The organism is Parabacteroides sp. AF21-43, from assembly GCF_003635435.1.
GTDB classification, from domain to species: Bacteria; Bacteroidota; Bacteroidia; order Bacteroidales; family Tannerellaceae; genus Parabacteroides; species Parabacteroides distasonis.
Genome location: NZ_QTMG01000001.1, coordinates 229,950 through 248,448 on the forward strand (window position 1 = coordinate 229,950; position 18,499 = coordinate 248,448).

Sequence of the window (18,499 nt, forward strand, 5' to 3'; positions counted from 1 at the left end):
GATAAGCCTATCTTCTATATCCGTCTCCGCTGAATGTTCGTTCGCCGCCGCTGAATGTATATTCGTCGCCGCCGAACGAACATTCAGCGGCGGCGAATAAAGAAGATATCGGGTTGCGGGAGGTTTTATATAGTACTGGGAGAACTTTTTATTCGGTTTGATCTGACTTTTATCTTTATAAGATTTGGCACGGTTGCTTAATTCAGCCAACGGGTTAATAGTATAAATAGGTGTGGTGTAATTTCTTTATTTTGAACATGTATACGATTTGTTCGTAAATATTCGATAGTTTCGTTGATTATCTCCTTTTTTCTTTTTAATTTGGCGGATTATAAACATAATCTTGATATTATGAAGACTGCCATTGTTCCTTTCTTGTTGCTTCTGAATATTCTTGTCGCTGTAAATGCACAGACTAAGGATTCTGTTATCTTGGTGAAAGATAGTATTACGGTAAAATTGCCGGATGTCTACGTTACTTCCGAGCGTCCTTTGGTTACGGTTACGGACGATGCCTTATCTTTCGACGTGCCTAACTTGATCATGGCCAAACCGGTGAATACTGCATTTGATATTTTAGGAGAGATTCCCGGATTGGTGAAAGAAGGGGACAACGTTAGTATCATCGGCGTCCCTACTACGAACATTATTATTAACGGACGTAAAAGCTCAATGTCATTGTCCCAGATTGTAGAGCTTCTGAAATCTAACTCGGCCAGCAAAGTAAAGAGTATAGAGCTTTTGTATAGCTCTCCTCCAAAATATGGCGTAAAAGGAGGTAGTATAAATATCATTATGGAGAAGAAAGTGAATGAGGATTTAAGTGCCGATATCTCTTTGACCGGAAAGCAAGCTTTCTACTTCTCGCCAACCGGGTTAGTGAATTTATCTTACTCCAAAAAGAAATATAGTCTGGATCTATCTTATTCCGCTAATTATAACCATTCCCGTTCAACCGAGGATATGAACGCCTATCCTATCGTGAAGGATCGTCCTTATGAGATCCTGCAAGAAAATACGGCGGTAGGTCGTTCCATGAACCATACGATTGGGGCAAGTGCCAGTTGGTTTATGGATAAGGGGCGTGAGGTGGATATTTCTTATTATGCCAAGATAACGGATTCTAATTCCAAACGATATTCGAACACTCTATTTGTGGGTATTGAGAATGCGGAAAGTAATAATAAGTTATCGGGCCCGAAGAATCTTCAAAATGTACGGTTGAATTATGCACATTCCAAGAACTTGAACGCAGGGGTGGATTATACCTATTATAAGGATCGCAGGGATCAATATATGATCTCGGATTATCCCGATACGAAACAAGAGGTGGAGGCTACCTCCCGGCAAAATATCCATTTGGCGAATGTATTCGTTAACTACGAACGGGTATTAGGAAAAGGATGGAAAATTAACGTAGGCACGAATGTGCAGTTATCCTTTACGGATAATAGCTCCTTTACCTACCAAGATAAACAGGAGGATCTGTCAGCTACGTTTGCCCAAAAAGAAAAAGAGTATACGGCGGGATTGTATGCCGGTTTCTCTAAGCGTTTTGGCAAGAAACTGGTGTTGAGCGCTTCTCTTTCGGCGGAGTATAATAAGGCGGTGATTGATTCGGCGGGCCGGAAATGGACCTTATGGTCTGGGGTAAATCTCTATCCACAATTGAACTTGAGTTATACGATCGATCCATCGAATATGCTTCAAGTCAATTTCTCCAGCGATAAGAAGTATCCGGCGTATTGGGTCATGAGCTCGAATGTTTCTTATTTGAATGTGTATAGTCAGGTACGGGGAAATCCTTATTTGGAACCGGAACGTATTTATATGGCTAGGGCTAATTATATCTTGAAAAAGAAATATGTTTTTGGACTATTCGCCAATCATCATGTGAATTATATTCGCCAATTGTATTATCAAGATACGAAAGCGTTGAGAGCCTATTACCAATCGGTTAATTTCGATAAGCATAATACTTTCGGGGCGATGGCAGTTATCCCGTTTCGGATCGGTGGGGTGGTTAGCTCACGGTTCGTGGCATCGGGCTTCTTGATTCAAGATGAGGGAGTGTTTATCGATATTTCGTTTGATCGGAAAAAGTTGTTCGGGCAGTTGATGTTGTTCAATACGTTTACTTTATCAAGGAAAAAGAACTTATCGTTAGAAGTTAACGCTCGCTATAGTGCGCCTTCGATACAAGGTATCTATGATGTGGATGGTATTTATAATGTATCGGCAGGGCTTGTCTGGAACCCGATACCGAAAAAATTAAGCGTAATGCTACGAGGTGAGGACTTATTAAAGGGCTTACGTGCGAAAACGCATATTGATTATCCCAGCCAGAAGAGTGATATGACGATCTATTCGGATACTCGTTCTGTATCGCTCACCTTAAAGTATACATTGGGCAAGATGAACCGGAAGAATAAGAAAGAGATCGATTCTTCACGGTTTGGTCAATAAAGTTCTTATGGAATCCATTCGATAACGCCTGTGACTGGATGTTGTTTTTTCCAGTCCTCTAATTCCGCATACGTACGCACGCCGTCTTGAATGACTGCTTGGTAATATTCCACGCCCATGATTTTCGCTGTATCCGGTGTCTCATATTTCAGTTTTAAGATGGCCTGCCGGGTCTCGTCAGTCAGTACGGCGGTTATACGTTCGGCCATTTTCTCGAAATAACCGTCATAACGGGAACCTTTTACGATATGGATCATATCAATTTGCCAGAGTTCGTTATCCGGGTCTTGGAACCATGCGTGCCACTCTACGCATTGTTCTTCCGTATCGAGCGAATTTCCGTATTCGATCCGTTTAATGAGCGGGTTCTCCGCTAGTCGGGCCATCGCTAGGAAGCTGTCGGATATACGGAAAGGAGAAGTGTAAATATGAAAGTCGATATCCTTATGTTTCATGAGTAGTCCCATATTCAAGGAACCTACTAGGTTTATTTCCGCCCCGACGGATTTCCATATATTTATAATGTCGGTTTGCCGGATCACTTCCCAAGCTCTATCTTGGTTTCTTTTCGCTAATTCTAATAGATGTTTCATGATTTAAATAATTTGAGGTGTGAAGTTAAGACACGAAGCGGGATAAGGAAATAGCTATTTATAGCTAGGTTGGTTTTAATATATCATACGGGTACACTATTTCCGGTTGTAGGGACGGGGCACGCCCCGTCCCTATAAGTTGGACAATATATATTTATCTTTTGAATAACCGGAATAACTCACCGATCCATAAAACCAGAGAGGAAGATCCGATAATGATCGCCCAATCTTCCAAGGGCAAAGGTATTACGCTGAACATCTCGCCTCCAAAAGTGACGATTAAGTATTGACCAATCAAAATCAGTAAAGCGACCAGCAAGAAGCTTTTACTATCCTTTAAATTGGCAAAAGCGGAACGTCCTTCCATAAATGCCTTTGCGTTAAACATATTCCAGAACTGTAGCATCACGAAGAAGCTGAAGAACCACGATAAATCGTGCGGCGTTAAACCGTCTTGCGCATGGAAATAGAACAACAAGCCCATCAAGATTACGACAAAAGCGAATCCGACGCCGAAAATATTATAGGCCATCGGGCGGGTGATAATGAAATCTCCATCCTTACCGCTCCGGCGAGGTTTATCTTTCATCACTCGCTCATTCGGTGGGAGAGAGGCCAACGCCCCGGCAGCGAATGTATCCATGATCAAGTTTACCCATAACATCTGCGTGATAGTCAAAGGAGATTCCGTACCTAATAAAGAACCCAATAGCACGATCAAACAAGCGGCTACATTGATGGTCAATTGGAATAACAAGAATTTCTGGATATTCCGGTACAAGGAACGTCCCCACATCACCGCACGGGTAATGCTACTGAACGAGTTGTCGATAATCGTAATGTCGCTGGCTTCCTTGGCAACTGAAGTACCGTCACCCATGGAGAGGCCTACTTGTGCCGCTTTCAAGGCGGGGGCATCGTTTGTCCCGTCGCCGGTAACCGCTACCACGGCGCCTTTCTGCTGTAATAATTGTACCAAACGCTGTTTGTCCGTAGGACGGGCACGGCACATGATCTTCAAGTCTAAGACACGATCCAAGGCCTCTTGGTCGCTAAGCGCCTCGAATGCGGGACCCGTGATAATGTTCCGGTCGGTATCATTCGCTTTCCACGTACCGATCTGTCGTCCGATTTCTTTAGCCGTACCCGGTGTATCTCCGGTGACGATCTTCACGTCGATACCTGCGTCCAAGCAACTTTGAACAGCGGGGGGCACATCCGCACGTACCGGATCGGAGATAGCGACGATACCTAGGTACGTTAAATCCGTATCATGTAAACGACCCTCAACGAAGAAGGTCTCATCCATTCCATCCTCAATTATCTGGTAAGCGAAGCCAAGCGTACGCATCGCTTGGTTCTGGTAATCCAATAATTGTTTTTCGATGCCGGCTTTACATTCCGCCACCGGTTTGTAAGTTCCGTCTATCGCCACCCGGTTACTGTTGGCCAGTACGATTTCGGGAGCACCTTTCACGTAAAGTACCTTCTTGCCGAGTAACGGTGATTGTACGATTGTAGCCATATATTTCCGTTCCGTAGAGAAGGTCAATTGATCTAGGATCGTAGCGTTCTCTCTTAATTCCAGATAATTTTGGTGTTGTCCGTTCAACCAGAGTAAAAGGGCGGCCTCCGTCGGGTTTCCAAGGGTTTTTACCTTTTCTTCCGAGAAATCGAGGAATGCCGTGGAGTTCGTGGAGATACCTTCTTTGATCAGGTTACTTAACTCATCCTCCCCAAGCTTTTGGTCTTTCAGGTTGTAGAAATTCGTTTGGTAGACTTGCATTTGGTTCTGCGTCAACGTTCCGGTCTTGTCCGTACAAATTACGGTAGTCGCTCCCATGGTCTCACAGGCGTGCATTTTGCGGACAAGATTATTCGTCTTCAACATACGGTTCATGCTGAGGGCCAAACTTAACGTGACACTCATCGGTAATCCTTCCGGAACGGATACCACGATCAACGTAACCGCTACCATAAAGTAGTTGAGGATATGGGCGATGATGTCCATCGCCGGCATCCCGGGGAAACTATCTGATAAAAGGAATTTTACGGTCAAGGCGATGAACGTCACTCCGGCGATCGTGTATCCGGCTTTACTGATCACGCTAGCCAAGCCTTTCAACTGTATTTGTAAAGGAGTCTCTACATCGCTCTCGATTTGCGAGCCTTCGTAGACCTTACCGTATCCGGTAGCGTCACCCACCTTTTCTACTTGCATTACGCCATGTCCGTCCACGACCGTCGTTCCTCGCATGACTACATTGGACGGATAAGTCGCTTCCGTATCGAAATCCGCCTCGTTTGTTGTCTTGCTGATAATCGGTTCACCGGTTAGTGTGGATTCGTTGATCTGTAGGGAGATGGCTTCAAGCAAATGTCCATCTGCGGGAATTTCCTCACCTGTCTCCAAAACAACGATATCGCCTACGACGACCTCTTTTTTCGGTATTTGGCAGATATTCCCGTCACGGATTACCTTCACTAAAATATCATCATTGACTGTATTCAAGATATCGAATGCCTTGTTCGCTTTCACCTCGAAGAAAAAGCCCACGCAACTGGCAAGCATGATTGCGAAGAAAATGCCGATCGGCTCCAAGAAGGCCGTAAAACCTTTCGCCTCAGGTCCCCAGCAATGTACGCCAGCGATTATCATGGACAAGAGCCATGCCACTAATAATATACGAATAATAGGATCTTCGAATTTCTCCAAGAATTGGCTCCATAACGAAGCTTTCTTGGGCGGGGTAAGTACATTCTCGCCGTGAAGGCGCCTGCTCTCTTCTACTTCTTGTTTGGTTAATCCTCGGTACTGATGTTTTTTCTCCATAAATTTATTAATCTGATTAAGAAAATAGGATAGCAAATTACGTAAAGTTATACGACATATACAAGGGTTTAACCTTTTTGCATATATTTGTGTTGTATAACAAATTAATTTTTAATTAAAAGATGAAGAAAGTACTATTCATGTTATTGGTTATGTTCGCTTTGAGCGCCTGCCAATCAAAGGATTCATATGTGAAGGAGTTTAGTGATTTTGTAGATAAGGTGGAAATGGAGGCCGCTGATTATACCGATAAGGACTGGAAGAAGGCGGATCTGAAATTCTCGGATCTATCCACGGATATTTACGCCAAGTTCGAGGAAGAGTTAAACGCTGATGAGAAAGCGGAGATCATTAAATTGCAAGCGACATACGCCGGATTGAAAATGAAAGCGGGCGTGAAAGACGCTGCCAAAAAAGTGGATAAGTTCTTGGATGGTTTGAAGGAAGGAACAAAATAACCTCTAATACGAAAATAAGATGAACAGAAATTGGGTGTATTCGCTATTTGCTTTATGGATCGTCTGTTCGTTCGCCTGTATGCAGCCTAAACCTGTGGCGAATGTGGAAGTTCAAAAAGAGAATTTCGTATTCTCTATAAAAGGGACAGATACATTGTCCTTGGACAAGTATGAGTTGACTTCTATGTCGCCCGCCTCAAAAAAGCCTGTGATGATTTTTGCTTTTGGCGGTGGGTTTAAAGGGGGAGATAAGGCGGATAAAGGATATATTCCCTATTTCGAGTTCCTCGCCCGAAACGGATTTGTGGTCGTTTCTACGGATTATCGTACCACCTTGAAGAATCTGGATCCTTCTAAAGTCTCTTCTCCAATGGACTTTATCGCAGCCTTGCAGCATGCGATCGATACGGCGGTAGAGGATTTTTATGATGCTACCGGTTTCGTGATCAACCAAAGCTCGGATTGGAACATCGATGTGGAGCAGATCGTAGCGAGCGGTTCGAGTGCCGGGGCGATTACGGTATTGCAGGCAGAGTATGATTTATGTAACGGACATGAGTTGGCGAAAAGGCTACCGGCTGGTTTCAACTATGCCGGTGTGATCTCATATGCCGGTGCGGTCTCTGGTGTGCTTCCTCCACATTGGGAAAAGATGCCTTGTCCGATTATGCTATTCCATGGCGATGCGGATAAAACCGTTCCTTTTGAACAAGCCGCTATGGAGAACCTCGGCGGTTTATGGGGATCATCCGCTGTAGCGAAAAGTCTGGAAAATCTTCAAGCTTCCTATTATTTTTATAAGGTAGAGAATGCGGGGCATGAGATCTCTGGGCTCCCTATGTCCCGGAACCAATACGATATCATGAGCTTCTTGAGCCGTCAAGTCTTAGGCGATGAGAATTTAGCGATCACGACAGACGAACGTGTGCCCGGTGATACGATCGTACGGAAAGATTTTACCGTACAGGATTATATCTTGGATAATTTGCGTTAATATGATAATGAAATATAAACAGCCTTAATTTGACCTTTTTAGATTAAACTATTCACCCGAAGGATTGTCTTTACTATATAGAGTGATTAATAGTGTGTTTAGTTTATTAAGGTTATGAGATTAACAAGGTTAGTTGGATTTTTAGGGATTGTCCTTTTTTGTGCGGGGCAATCCCTTTTTGCTCAAAGTAAGCAAGAGCGGAAGGAGCAAAAAGAGAGAGTGGTGAGGGAGATCGTGGATAGCGGTCGTATTAAGATCGATGTGGATCGTGCCGTACCGATGGCCGGGAGATCCGTCAATCTTACTTCCCCCTACTCATTGGAAATACATGGTGACTCGATCCTGTCTTATCTTCCTTACTTTGGACGTGCTTACTCTGCTCCTTATGGTGGTGGAGAGGGCTTGACGTTTAAAGAAGTGGCGACAGAGAAGGAGCAAACCTCTGAAAAGAAAGGTAGTTCCGAAATCAAGTTCCGTGTAAAGACCAAAGAGGATGTATACATGTTTCGGGTGGAAGTCTATCCGAATGGCTCGGTGACAATCAATGTGACACCCGTGAATAAACAGGCTATTACCTTTTATGGTGATGTTGCCTTAGACTTGAAATAGTCGTCCTTGCCATGTATCTCTTTCCTCGATCCGCTTATTTACCTTAGCGGTAAATTCGAAATTCTTTAAACCCCAATCCGGTGCGATCAGTAGCTCTTTGGGGGATTGTGATACGAACCTCTCTACTACGATAGAGGGGTTCAGTCGTTCTATGAAGTCAATCACTAATTCGATATATTCATCAGCCGTATATAAATGGAAATCAGAAGGATCTTCCTTGAACTCTTTCGCCATGCGGGTATTCTTGATTAGCTGCAATTGGTGCAGTTTAAGTGTCGTGATCGGGAGGCGTGATAAGACATCCGCATGGTGTAATATTTCATCCCTACTTTCTCCCGGTAGTCCGAGTATCAGGTGTGCCCCGGTGTAAATACCTTTTGCCGCCGTACGACGGATAGCGGATTCCGATTCTTCATGGGTATGCCCCCTGTTTATGCGGACTAAGGTCTTATCAAGCGTACTTTCCAATCCATATTCAATCATGACGAATTTTCGTTGGGAAAGCTCCGCGAAATAATCCAATAAACCTTCCGGCATACAGTCCGGACGAGTGCCGACAATCAATCCTTCCACTCCGGGATAGGCAAGCGCTTCCTCATATTTACGAATAAGAGAGTCTGATCGGTCGTATGTATTCGTGTAGGCTTGGAAGTAGGCCAGATACCGCATGTCCGGATATTTGCGGGAGAAAAAGCGTACGCCTTCCTCTAATTGCTCGGTAACGCTTTTCTCCGTATGGCAGTATTCCGGACTGAATGTTTGGTTATTACAATAAGTACAGCCGCCCCATCCTTTCGCCCCGTCTCGGTTCGGGCAGGTGAAGCCGGCGTTGATGGAGATCTTCTGTACTTTATGGTCAAAACGTTCCTGAAGGAACTTGCCGTATTCGTAATATCGTTTCGTCTTTTCCATAGGGCAAAGGTAAGAGAAGTCTTTTGAAAAACACGTACGTGTTTTCCAAAAAAGTCGTACATGTTTTTCTGAAAACACGTACGTGTTTTGACGAGAGCATAATCCTGTTTTTTTTGATGTTTTTTTTGTTGGTGTTTTACTATTTTAGTATATTTGTCTTGTTGATAAATTTAATGAGATAGATATACTGTATTTGACTTTGTTCCTTGTTGATCTATTTTAATGTTGTTGATTTTATTATTTTACAAAGCTACTAAAAACGCTTTAGAGTCATTATCGGGATAATTTATATATGTTGTACCATTTTTAAAGTGAAAGCCTATGAAAATGAAATTTTTGTTTAAGTTAGTTGCTTTAATGACAATCATTAGTGTTGTCGGTTGCAGCGATGATGTTGGTGTCGGTCCTAAGGGGAAACTCTATTTCTCCGATTCTAAATCATGGAAGGATAGTGGTACTCTTATTTATGAGAATTTTGATCCTTCTTATATTGTTCCATATTCGTATCATGTAAATGCGGACTCTATTAGTTTGTTTCCTATTCACAGTAGTAATACGAATGATCTGAAAACGTATCCGTTTGAGAAAGATCTTAATAAACTTATATTGTCTTTAGAAGATACGGATAAACATGCGGTTTACAAACCACAATAAAATAATGATACCATGAAAAAGTGTTTTTTATTTGTCGCTATCGCTTGCGTTCTTTCAGTTTTATCACAAGCGCAAGTTTATAATTTCCCTGTAAGACCGGGTACGGAAACATGGAGCAATTTAGTCACAGAAGAAGATCGTTTTTCTGCTATGCAGATCCCGGAAGACCAGTTGGTGAGTATGAGTACTCAAGACTTGGTCATCACTTGTATGAACTATCCTGCTTGGCTTTATTTTACTGCATTCAATAACCCACAGGACGGGATAGATATCAATATCCATAATTTTAACGGATTACAAGAATTGATGAAGCGAGCAGATGCACCAGTAGAGTTGTTATCTGTTTACAAGCAAATGGATGCAGCTAGGATGGCTCCTAAAAGCAACGCTATCAATCAAACTTCTTGGTCTCTCAAAAGGTCTTATTTTGAATTGTTATTAGCTCAAGATGCGATTATCAACAAAATGAGTGAAACTGATCGTATGGACTTGTTGGGAGAAGCCCGTAAGAAATTGTACCAAAAAATGGAAGATCCTGTAGAATATTCTACGTCGGATTATCAATCTTCTTTGATTCTTATGAATAAGATCTTGGGGCATCCCACTGTAAAATCAAACCAAGCATTAAATAGTGATCCTATTGACCTGTTGATTGCGGGTGGATCGATACAACCTTTTGCTGATAATGCGGTATATAGCAATACTACTATTTATACCCCAAAAGGCACTGCGGTTTCTGCGCTACAATTAACAAGTGGTGAGCTAAGTAGTTCTAAAAAAAATGAATATAAAAATGAATGGTTGAGTTATTATAATAACCGAATCGTATTCAAAGGAGAAGCAACTTGCGCTTACAATTGCCATGCCTATGCTTGGTATTGTTCTGAAGGGCATAGTTATGTTTGGATCAATACTCCAGGGGATGATGCGTTTTGGAATGATGGTAGCTTCGTGCAAACCACCAATACGTCAGGTAAATACTGTAAAGTATCTTTCCCAAATGATGATCATTCAGCTGTAACATCTTCTCGAAGCGGATATTTGATATCTAAATGGGGAAAATCACCGCTTTTTGAGCATTCAATAAACGACTGTCCCTATAATTCCTCGGGATTAAGATATTATAGTTATCCGGATCCTACGTATAATACAGTACCACCTAAACCATCTGTTGAAACTTTCAGAAAAGATAATGATCAATCATTTACTGCTGCTGTCTCTTGTGATTCTCGTTACAACGTCGATCAATATGAATGGAAGAGTGATTATCCGAGTGATTGGTCTGTTGTTGCTCAAAACTCAAGTAAATCCAGTGTAAAAGTATATCGTTCGAGCACTCCTCGTTCTTGCTATCTTTCTGCTCGTGCTCACAATAGTTATGGTTGGGGTGAATGGCAAGTAATAGGATGGCTTTATGTGTCAGGAACTTATAGCCTTTCTGTTTTACGGAATCCGGTAAGCTCTACATTGCAAGTACAGATTGCGCCAAATGCGGAAATGCAGACTTTGCAGGATGGAGCGTTTGCTATGGGGGCTACGGAGCAGCGACCCATATTGAGCATGTCTTCGACATATAGTATAGGATTGTATAGTAGTACGGGAACTTGTGTTTATCAAAACACGGTGAAAGGCCAAGGTGAAAGTGTTGTTAACTTGAATATCGATGTTTCTTCTTTGTTGAACGGTATTTATATTTTGCATGTAAAGACTGCGGATGAAAATGCGCAGACATTGAATGTCGTTGTAAAACATTAAGATAGAACTTTGTGATTTATGATTGTTTAAAAACTAATGGTTCATAATAACTATTATTTCATCGTTAGAATGGCGATAATAGACCGGTAAGGGCTGTTGTCGCTATTTTTTCAAGGTGGAGTCATTCTTTGTCTTGCGGAAATTAATGAGTGCCATAACTTATATAACCGGAAAACGCAGTACTTACTTGGCCAAGTAAGTATATATCCTTTGCCACTTGCAGTATATATTCTATGGGCAAGTAAGTACTGCCGTATTTTTCGGGCTATAAAAATGGCTGTCCTACATGTTGTACTGAGGAAATAGAGAATCTCTGTTAGTGGTATTGTTTTTTATGCTAACTTCGCGTCTCAAACAGAAATAATAAGAGTATAAATGAAACGATTAGGTTTTAGTTTATTGCTTTCGTTGGCCGTATTCGGAAGTGTGGCCGCACAAACCGGAAGCAAGCATGTTGACTTAAAAGAAATAACCGATGGGAAATTTCGTCAAGTGACGGCTATCGGAGAGATGCGATCCTTGCCGGATGGAGAACACTACACAGCCATGAACGCCGATAAGAGTATGATCATTAAATATTCCTATCGTACGGGAAATCCTGTGGATACATTGTTTAATGCCCGTAAAGCTCGTGAATGTACCTTTACGGATTTTGATGGATATACAATCAGCAGTACCGGGCATCATATCTTGGTTTGGAGGGATACGGAGTCTATTTATCGTCGCTCTACTAAGGCGGTGGTTTATGATTATGACGTGCGTCGTAATTATGTGAAGCCTATTTCCGATGCCAAGGGTAAGCAAATGATCCCGACTTTCTCGCCGGATGGTCGTATGTGCGCTTATGTACGGGATAATAATATTTGGATACGTAAGTTTGATTTCGACACGGAGGTACAAGTCACCAAGGACGGTGAGTTGAATAAGATATTGAATGGCATCACGGATTGGGTGTATGAGGAAGAATTTGCGGTGACAAATCTAATGGCGTGGTCTCCGGATAGCGAGTATCTGGCCTTTGTCCGTTTTGACGAGTCCGAGGTGCCCGAATATTCTATGCAGATGTATGGTGAGGGACTTTATCCGGGGTATTACGAATATAAATATCCGAAGGCCGGGCAGAAGAATTCAAAGGTTTCCGTACATTCTTATAGCGTAGTCACCAAAGACACGAAGGAGATGAAGGTCCCGGTAGAAGGTGACTTCTATATTCCCCGCATTACTTTCACGCAGAATCCGGATCAGTTGGCTATCATGACATTGAACCGCCAGCAGAATGTATTCAATATGTATTATGCAAATCCGAAGAGCGGTGTGTTCCGTTTGATCTTGCGTGAGGAAAATAAATGCTACGTGGATTCTGATTGGTTGACTTCCATCCAGTTCTTGAACAATGGGTTTACCTATGTGAGTGAACAAGATGGCTATTCCCATATTTATTTGTATTCCCCGACAGGTGTTATGCAACGTCAGGTAACTCAAGGGAACTGGGATGTCACGAAGTTCTTGGGCGTGGATGAGAATACGAAGACTTTCTATTACGAGTCTGCCGAAGAAAGCCCGATCCGCCGTTCTATCTATAAGATCGACGCTAAAGGCGTGAAGACAAAACTCTCTACGGAAGAGGGTATGAATAAGGCGGTCTTTAGTGACAATTTCGCTTATTTCGTGAATACCTATTCCAATGCGAATACCCCGGCGAAGATTACGGTGAATGAGACGAAGACCAAAAAGGAACTACGTGTTCTGCAAGATAACGCCGCGTTGAAGAGTAAGCTGAAGGAATATGTTTTTGCTAAGAAGGAATTTATGAAGGTACATACGGCTTCGGATTATGAGTTCAACGCTTGGATCGTAAAACCCGCTGATTTTGACCCGTCGAAGAAATATCCGGTGATGATGACGCAATATAGTGGTCCTAACTCCCAGCAAGTATTGGATCAATACGGTTTCGATTGGGAGCAATATCTGGCCTCAAATGGTATTATCGTGGTATGTGTGGATGGTCGTGGAACCGGTGCCCGTGGTGAGGCATTCCGTAAATGTACTTATTTGAGAATGGGCGAGCTGGAATCCAGAGACCAAGTGGAGGCTGCGCAAGCGTTGGGCAAGTTACCTTATATCGATAAGGATCGTATTGCGATCTGGGGTTGGAGTTTCGGAGGTTATAACACGTTGATGGCCTTGAGTACCGGAAACGGAACGTTTAAGGTGGGTATCGCCGTGGCTCCTCCGACGGACTGGAAATATTATGACTCCGTTTATACGGAGCGTTTCATGCGTACCCCGCAAGAGAATTTCGAGGGCTATGCGGCTACCTCTCCGTTACGCCGGGTGAAAGACTTGCAAGGCAAGTTATTGCTGGTTCATGGAACCGCCGATGATAATGTTCATTTTATGCAAACAATGGAATATGCCGAGGCTTTGGTTCAAGCGGGTAAGCAGTTCGATATGCATGTTTATAAAGATCGGAATCATAGCATATACGGTGGTAATACCCGTTACCATTTGTATACGAAGATGGCTAATTATTTATTCAATAATTTGTAAGACATGGCGCAGCATTTAAGAAAGCCGGATTGGTTGAAGATCCGGCTTGGCGGAAATGAGCAATTCACGAAGACAAAAAGTATTGTTGAATCTCATTGCCTTCACACAATATGCACAAGTGGTAAATGCCCGAATATGGGTGAATGTTGGAGCCGGGGAACAGCTACATTCATGATCGGTGGTGAGATCTGTACTCGCTCTTGTCGTTTTTGTAATACGCTAACGGGTAAACCTCTTCCGTTGGACCCGAAAGAGCCTGCGAATGTAGCGGAGAGCATCCGTTTAATGAATCTCAAGCATGCGGTGATCACGTCCGTTGATCGTGATGACTTACCAGACTTAGGCGCTTCTCATTGGGTAAATACGATCCGTACGATCAAAGAGGTGAATCCTCAAACGACTGTGGAAGTCTTAATCCCGGATTTTCAAGGACGATTGGATCTGGTTGATCAGGTCGTGGATGCGGCGCCTGAGATTATCTCCCATAATATGGAGACTGTACGCCGTATCAGTCCGCAAGTGCGTAGTGCCGCTAAGTATGACGTGAGCTTATCCGTTTTGCGACGAATCGCTGAGCGGGGTGTGGTAGCCAAGACTGGTATCATGGTCGGACTGGGTGAGACCGAGGATGAGGTGCTTGAATTAATGGATGATGTTTTGCTGGCGGGTGTTTCTGTTTTAACAATCGGGCAGTATTTACAGCCTTCTCGCAAGAATATTCCCGTCTCTGAATATGTGACTCCTGAATGCTTTGAATATTATAGACAGCAAGCCGTTGGCAAAGGTTTTAAGAAAGTAGAGAGCGCTCCGCTGGTACGCTCGTCGTACCATGCGGAAAAGCATATATGATTCATGAACTTTTGACAATCTTTGTTGTTATTAATATAAAAGTGGACTAAAGGGGGGAAGGAATGAACAGAGTAAAGAAAGGTCTAGATAATCAGGCGATAGGTTTATTGCCATTGTTGTTATTCATGTTTTTGGATAACTATTTTTCTTATTTATTATCTTTTATAATTGGGGTTACTTTCTGTTTTGTTTGTATTTTTTTGTTTCAGGTGTTGAGCAAGGATAAGGTATACCAATTTATGCTTCTGCCATCGGCGGGCACATTGGTCTTATATTCCGTATTTCTTTGTCTCAAGCTTGAACCTGTGTTGTTTATATACTCTCCTCTTATCACGGAAGTATTACTGGTCGTGGCGTTAGCGATCGTGGGGTTCACGAGGAGAACGGTCATACAACGTATACGCGATTCGAAACGTCCCTCTTTTAAACGTACTTTGCTTCGTACTACCTTGAACGAATTTTATTTCCTCGCTCAGTTGGTACAGAACCTGTACACGTTGCATCTTTTCATCATCTTGTTATATAGTATCTTGCCGGAAACGATGCAGAATATGCGTACCGAACGTTTTTTATACCGGGAGTTGGGATTGGTAATCGGTGTTTTGGTCATTGTTTATGAGCAAATACGTTTGTCCTTGATGCAAGGTAGCTTGAAAAAGGAAATGTGGCTTCCCGTATTGAATGACAATGGGAAGGTGATCGGTTGTATCGCACGTTCGGTCAGCCGCTCTTTACCGAAGAAATACTATCATCCGATCGTGCGTATCGCCGTTGTTTATAATGGTATGTTATATCTGGTGAGACGAAGTAAGGATGAGTTTGTCTCTCCGGATACGATGGATTATCCGTTCCATAATTACGTGCTCTTCCGACATAGTATAGATAGCACGGTCAAAGAGACTCTCGGAAGTTTGGCGCAAGATAAATCAATTGCTCCACGCTTCCTGATCCGTTATACATTTGAGAACGAGAAGGTGAAACATTTGGTATCTCTCTATGTTATTTGTTTACGTACGGAAGAGCAATTAAATCAATGTAAGCGCCGTAGCGGAAAGCTTTGGACAGCGAAACAAATCGAGGAGAACTTGAGCTCCGGGGTGTTTAGCGAATATTTTGAGAAAGAGTTCGCTTATTTGCAAAATACGATTCTTTTCGCCGAGAGTTTCTGTTGCGGTAACTAATCATCTTATAATGCCCGATTCCCTAGCTCTATAACTTCCAAATCTTTGATATCCTTTCCCGCAATAACGAAACGTAATAAGGTACGTACTTGATGAAAGCCACTTTTTCCAGCCGCTCCCGGATTCATATGCAGACACTTCAAGCTTCGATCGAATACTACTTTCAGGATATGCGAATGTCCGGAGATGAATAGATTTGGCCGTGTATCGTATAATTCTTTGCGGATCTCGGGATTGTAGCGGCCCGGATAACCTCCGATATGAGTCATCATAACGTTCACGTCTTCTACCTTGAAATGAGCTACTTTAGGATATTGCAGGCGAATGGCTTGTCCGTCTATATTTCCGTATACGGCCCTGAAAGGTTTCAATGCCTCGAATTTCGCGGCCAAAAGATCGGAGCCTATATCGCCCGCATGCCAGATTTCATCGCAATCTTTAAAATATTCGGCGTACTTATCATCCCAGTACGCATGGGTGTCTGAAAGCAATCCAACTTTAATCATAACAATTTCTTTTATTGCTCGAAAGTATCTATATTTACACGCCTAAGATAAGAATATTATGGAGAATTCATATCAATATTTTAAACGGGACTTAAGCTGGTTGTCGTTTAACTACCGTGTCTTGCTGGAAGCGGAAGATGATACGCTGCCTATTTATGAGCGTATTAAGTTCCTTTCTATCTATTCCTCGAATCTGGAAGAATTTTATGAGATCCGGGTTGCGGAACACCGGGGGGTAATCATGAAAAAGAATTATTCGGAGGAGAGCGCAGCTGAGGCGGAAGAGACCTTGGCGGCTATCACCCGGGAGGTTAACCGCCAGCAACGGGACTATTACCGTATTTTCTCGGAGAAGATATTGCCGGAATTGAATCGCCAGAATGTTTACTTATACCAGAATGAGAAGCCGGAACCTTTCCATGAAGAGTTTGTCCATAATTTCTTTAATGAGGAGGTTTTCCCATTCCTGTCGCCGGTCATGATTCAAGCCGGTGATATACGTACGTTCATCCGGGATCGTCGGCTTTACCTTGTGATCCGTATGATTAAGCGGAGCAAGCGGATGAATGAGCCGGGCTTCGTACCCGAGTATCATTATGCGTTGATGAAGATTCCTTATGCGAAAGTTCCCCGTTTTATCGAGTTGCCTCAGCATGACGGGAAATATTATATCATGTTTATCGACGACATTATCCGTGCGAATTTACAGAATGTTTTTCCCGGTTATATTATTGATGGCTGTTACAGCATCAAGATTTCCCGGGATGCGGATATTTATTTGGATGATGAGAGCCGGGCGAATATCGTGGAGAATATCCGTAAGAAGGTGAAGAAGCGCAAGATCGGAGCCTTGAGCCGTTTTATGTATGATCAAGCGATGCCGGGTGATTTTCTGGCTTTTGTTTGCGATGCCTTTGGTATTACGTCGGAGGACTTGGTGTTAGGTGGACGATATAATAATTTGCAGGACTTGATGAAATTGCCGAATCCGGCAGGAAAGCATTTGGAGCAGCAGCCACCGGTGCCTATGCGTGTGCCTTTCCTTGATGAGATGGGGTCGGTATTCAAGGCCGTGAAGAAGCGGGATATCTTATTGCATTTCCCTTATGAGTCGTTTGATTATTTGATCCGCTTTTTGATGGAGGCGGCCTTTGATCCGAAGGTGGATGAGATCAAGATTACCCAGTATCGAGTGGCAGAGAATTCGGCCGTGATTAATACGCTGGTCAGCGCTGCCCAGAATGGTAAGAAAGTGACGGTATTTGTGGAATTGAAAGCCCGTTTCGACGAGGAGAATAATATGAGTACGGCAGAGCGTATGGAGCAGGCCGGTATTCGTATCATTTATAGTATTCCGGGCTTGAAAGTACATGCGAAGGTTGCGGTCATTCTTCGGAAGGATACGTCCGAGGGACTTAAACGGCGTGATTTCGCCTATTTGAGTACTGGTAATTTCAATGAGAAGACGGCCAAGATCTATTCGGATATGGCGTTATTGACTTCGAATACGGAGATTATTACGGATATCAATAAAGTATTCGCTGTTTTGGAAGGGCGTATGAAAGAACCTACTTTCCGCCATTTGTTGGTGGCCCGTTTCAATATGGTCTCGGAATTGACTGGTAGGATTCGGCGGGAGATCGAGCATGTGCGGGAAGGCCGAAAAGGACGGATCATATTAAAGATGAACGGACTGCATGACCAACATATGATCGAGGAACTCTATCATGCGAGTGAGGCGGGGGTAGAGATCGATCTGATTGTCCGGGGGATTTGTTGCCTGGTACCGAACCAACCTTATAGCGCTAACATCCGGGTTACTCGTATCGTGGATATGTTTTTGGAGCATTCCCGGGTTTGGTATTTTCTGAATGATGGTCAGGAGGATCTTTTCCTTACCTCGGCTGATTGGATGCGTCGGAATTTGAACCGACGGATCGAGACGGCTTTCCCGATCCTTGATCCGGATCTGAAGAGGGAGATAATCGATATCTTGAATATCCAGCTAAGTGACAACGTGAAAGCTTGTTATTTGGATGGCGAGTTACGTAATAATTTTAAGTGTGATGATAATCCGGTAAAAGTGCGTTCGCAATTGGCTATCTATGATTATCTGAGAAATAAATCCATACGGTAACC

General features: G+C 43.1%; 14 protein-coding genes. 10 read left to right on the forward strand and 4 right to left on the reverse strand.

What is annotated here, in order from left to right; genetic code table 11:
* Positions 1–351 precede the first annotated feature (351 nt).
* Entirely contained in the window at positions 352–2,466 is a 2,115-nt protein-coding gene (locus tag DWX84_RS01010) for an outer membrane beta-barrel protein (RefSeq protein WP_057326343.1), read from the forward strand.
* 5 nt (positions 2,467–2,471) lie between these two features.
* On the opposite strand, the gene DWX84_RS01015 is transcribed toward DWX84_RS01010, so the two are convergent.
* Both DWX84_RS01015 and DWX84_RS01020 read right to left on the reverse strand, forming a co-directional pair.
* Positions 2,472–3,059 (reverse strand): hypothetical protein, encoded by a 588-nt coding sequence (locus DWX84_RS01015; protein ID WP_009275619.1) that lies wholly within the window; start codon positions 3,057–3,059, stop codon positions 2,472–2,474.
* 154 nt (positions 3,060–3,213) lie between these two features.
* Entirely contained in the window at positions 3,214–5,892 is a 2,679-nt protein-coding gene (locus DWX84_RS01020; protein WP_122144596.1) for a calcium-translocating P-type ATPase, PMCA-type, read from the reverse strand.
* Between the two features lie 122 nt (positions 5,893–6,014).
* Here DWX84_RS01020 and DWX84_RS01025 point away from each other — a divergent pair, with 122 nt between their 5' ends.
* The 3 genes from DWX84_RS01025 (at position 6,015) to DWX84_RS01035 (ending at position 7,953) form a co-directional block, all read left to right on the forward strand.
* Positions 6,015–6,350: a DUF6565 domain-containing protein gene (locus DWX84_RS01025; RefSeq protein ID WP_005867274.1), complete on the forward strand. Its 336-nt coding sequence runs from the start codon at positions 6,015–6,017 to the stop codon at positions 6,348–6,350.
* Between the two features lie 19 nt (positions 6,351–6,369).
* Positions 6,370–7,344, forward strand: a complete 975-nt coding sequence (locus DWX84_RS01030) for a S9 family peptidase (RefSeq protein WP_005867275.1) — start codon at positions 6,370–6,372, stop codon at positions 7,342–7,344.
* A 114-nt stretch (positions 7,345–7,458) separates the two neighbouring features.
* Positions 7,459–7,953, forward strand: a complete 495-nt coding sequence (locus DWX84_RS01035; RefSeq protein WP_005854264.1) for a DUF4251 domain-containing protein — start codon at positions 7,459–7,461, stop codon at positions 7,951–7,953.
* On the opposite strand, the gene DWX84_RS01040 is transcribed toward DWX84_RS01035, so the two are convergent.
* The gene (locus tag DWX84_RS01040) at positions 7,939–8,865 is read right to left on the reverse strand and encodes a TIGR01212 family radical SAM protein (RefSeq protein WP_048927536.1); all 927 of its coding nucleotides are present in this window, start codon (positions 8,863–8,865) and stop codon (positions 7,939–7,941) included. The genes DWX84_RS01035 and DWX84_RS01040 overlap by 15 nt on opposite strands.
* 321 nt (positions 8,866–9,186) lie before the next feature.
* On the opposite strand from DWX84_RS01040, the gene DWX84_RS01045 reads away from it, so the two are divergent.
* From DWX84_RS01045 to DWX84_RS01065, 5 genes are all read left to right on the forward strand, one after another.
* Entirely contained in the window at positions 9,187–9,519 is a 333-nt protein-coding gene (locus tag DWX84_RS01045) for a lipoprotein (protein ID WP_005867279.1), read from the forward strand.
* A gap of 12 nt (positions 9,520–9,531) precedes the next feature.
* On the forward strand, positions 9,532–11,274 hold the full coding sequence (locus DWX84_RS01050) for a T9SS type A sorting domain-containing protein (RefSeq protein WP_008778701.1): 1,743 nt from the start codon (positions 9,532–9,534) through the stop codon (positions 11,272–11,274).
* A 375-nt stretch (positions 11,275–11,649) separates the two neighbouring features.
* Positions 11,650–13,824, forward strand: coding sequence for a S9 family peptidase (locus tag DWX84_RS01055; RefSeq protein ID WP_009275624.1), 2,175 nt, complete (start codon positions 11,650–11,652; stop codon positions 13,822–13,824).
* 3 nt (positions 13,825–13,827) lie between these two features.
* The gene (lipA, locus tag DWX84_RS01060; RefSeq protein WP_005864229.1) at positions 13,828–14,673 is read left to right on the forward strand and encodes a lipoyl synthase; all 846 of its coding nucleotides are present in this window, start codon (positions 13,828–13,830) and stop codon (positions 14,671–14,673) included.
* Between the two features lie 62 nt (positions 14,674–14,735).
* Complete coding sequence (locus tag DWX84_RS01065; RefSeq protein ID WP_005864231.1) at positions 14,736–15,854, forward strand: hypothetical protein; 1,119 nt, start codon at positions 14,736–14,738, stop codon at positions 15,852–15,854.
* 5 nt (positions 15,855–15,859) lie between these two features.
* Here DWX84_RS01065 and DWX84_RS01070 read toward each other — a convergent pair whose 3' ends face one another.
* Positions 15,860–16,360: a metallophosphoesterase gene (locus DWX84_RS01070; protein ID WP_005864233.1), complete on the reverse strand. Its 501-nt coding sequence runs from the start codon at positions 16,358–16,360 to the stop codon at positions 15,860–15,862.
* Positions 16,361–16,418: 58 nt separating this feature from the next.
* On the opposite strand from DWX84_RS01070, the gene DWX84_RS01075 reads away from it, so the two are divergent.
* Positions 16,419–18,497 (forward strand): RNA degradosome polyphosphate kinase, encoded by a 2,079-nt coding sequence (locus DWX84_RS01075; protein ID WP_005864235.1) that lies wholly within the window; start codon positions 16,419–16,421, stop codon positions 18,495–18,497.
* The last annotated feature ends 2 nt before the right edge of the window (positions 18,498–18,499 follow it).

Coding starts and splice junctions, on each gene's coding strand:
- DWX84_RS01010 (WP_057326343.1), top strand. CDS start 352: ATGAAGACTGCCATTGTTCCTTTCTTGTTGCTTCTGAATATTCTTGTC.
- DWX84_RS01015 (WP_009275619.1), bottom strand. CDS start 3,059: ATGAAACATCTATTAGAATTAGCGAAAAGAAACCAAGATAGAGCTTGG.
- DWX84_RS01020 (WP_122144596.1), bottom strand. CDS start 5,892: ATGGAGAAAAAACATCAGTACCGAGGATTAACCAAACAAGAAGTAGAA.
- DWX84_RS01025 (WP_005867274.1), top strand. CDS start 6,015: ATGAAGAAAGTACTATTCATGTTATTGGTTATGTTCGCTTTGAGCGCC.
- DWX84_RS01030 (WP_005867275.1), top strand. CDS start 6,370: ATGAACAGAAATTGGGTGTATTCGCTATTTGCTTTATGGATCGTCTGT.
- DWX84_RS01035 (WP_005854264.1), top strand. CDS start 7,459: ATGAGATTAACAAGGTTAGTTGGATTTTTAGGGATTGTCCTTTTTTGT.
- DWX84_RS01040 (WP_048927536.1), bottom strand. CDS start 8,865: ATGGAAAAGACGAAACGATATTACGAATACGGCAAGTTCCTTCAGGAA.
- DWX84_RS01045 (WP_005867279.1), top strand. CDS start 9,187: ATGAAAATGAAATTTTTGTTTAAGTTAGTTGCTTTAATGACAATCATT.
- DWX84_RS01050 (WP_008778701.1), top strand. CDS start 9,532: ATGAAAAAGTGTTTTTTATTTGTCGCTATCGCTTGCGTTCTTTCAGTT.
- DWX84_RS01055 (WP_009275624.1), top strand. CDS start 11,650: ATGAAACGATTAGGTTTTAGTTTATTGCTTTCGTTGGCCGTATTCGGA.
- lipA (WP_005864229.1), top strand. CDS start 13,828: ATGGCGCAGCATTTAAGAAAGCCGGATTGGTTGAAGATCCGGCTTGGC.
- DWX84_RS01065 (WP_005864231.1), top strand. CDS start 14,736: ATGAACAGAGTAAAGAAAGGTCTAGATAATCAGGCGATAGGTTTATTG.
- DWX84_RS01070 (WP_005864233.1), bottom strand. CDS start 16,360: ATGATTAAAGTTGGATTGCTTTCAGACACCCATGCGTACTGGGATGAT.
- DWX84_RS01075 (WP_005864235.1), top strand. CDS start 16,419: ATGGAGAATTCATATCAATATTTTAAACGGGACTTAAGCTGGTTGTCG.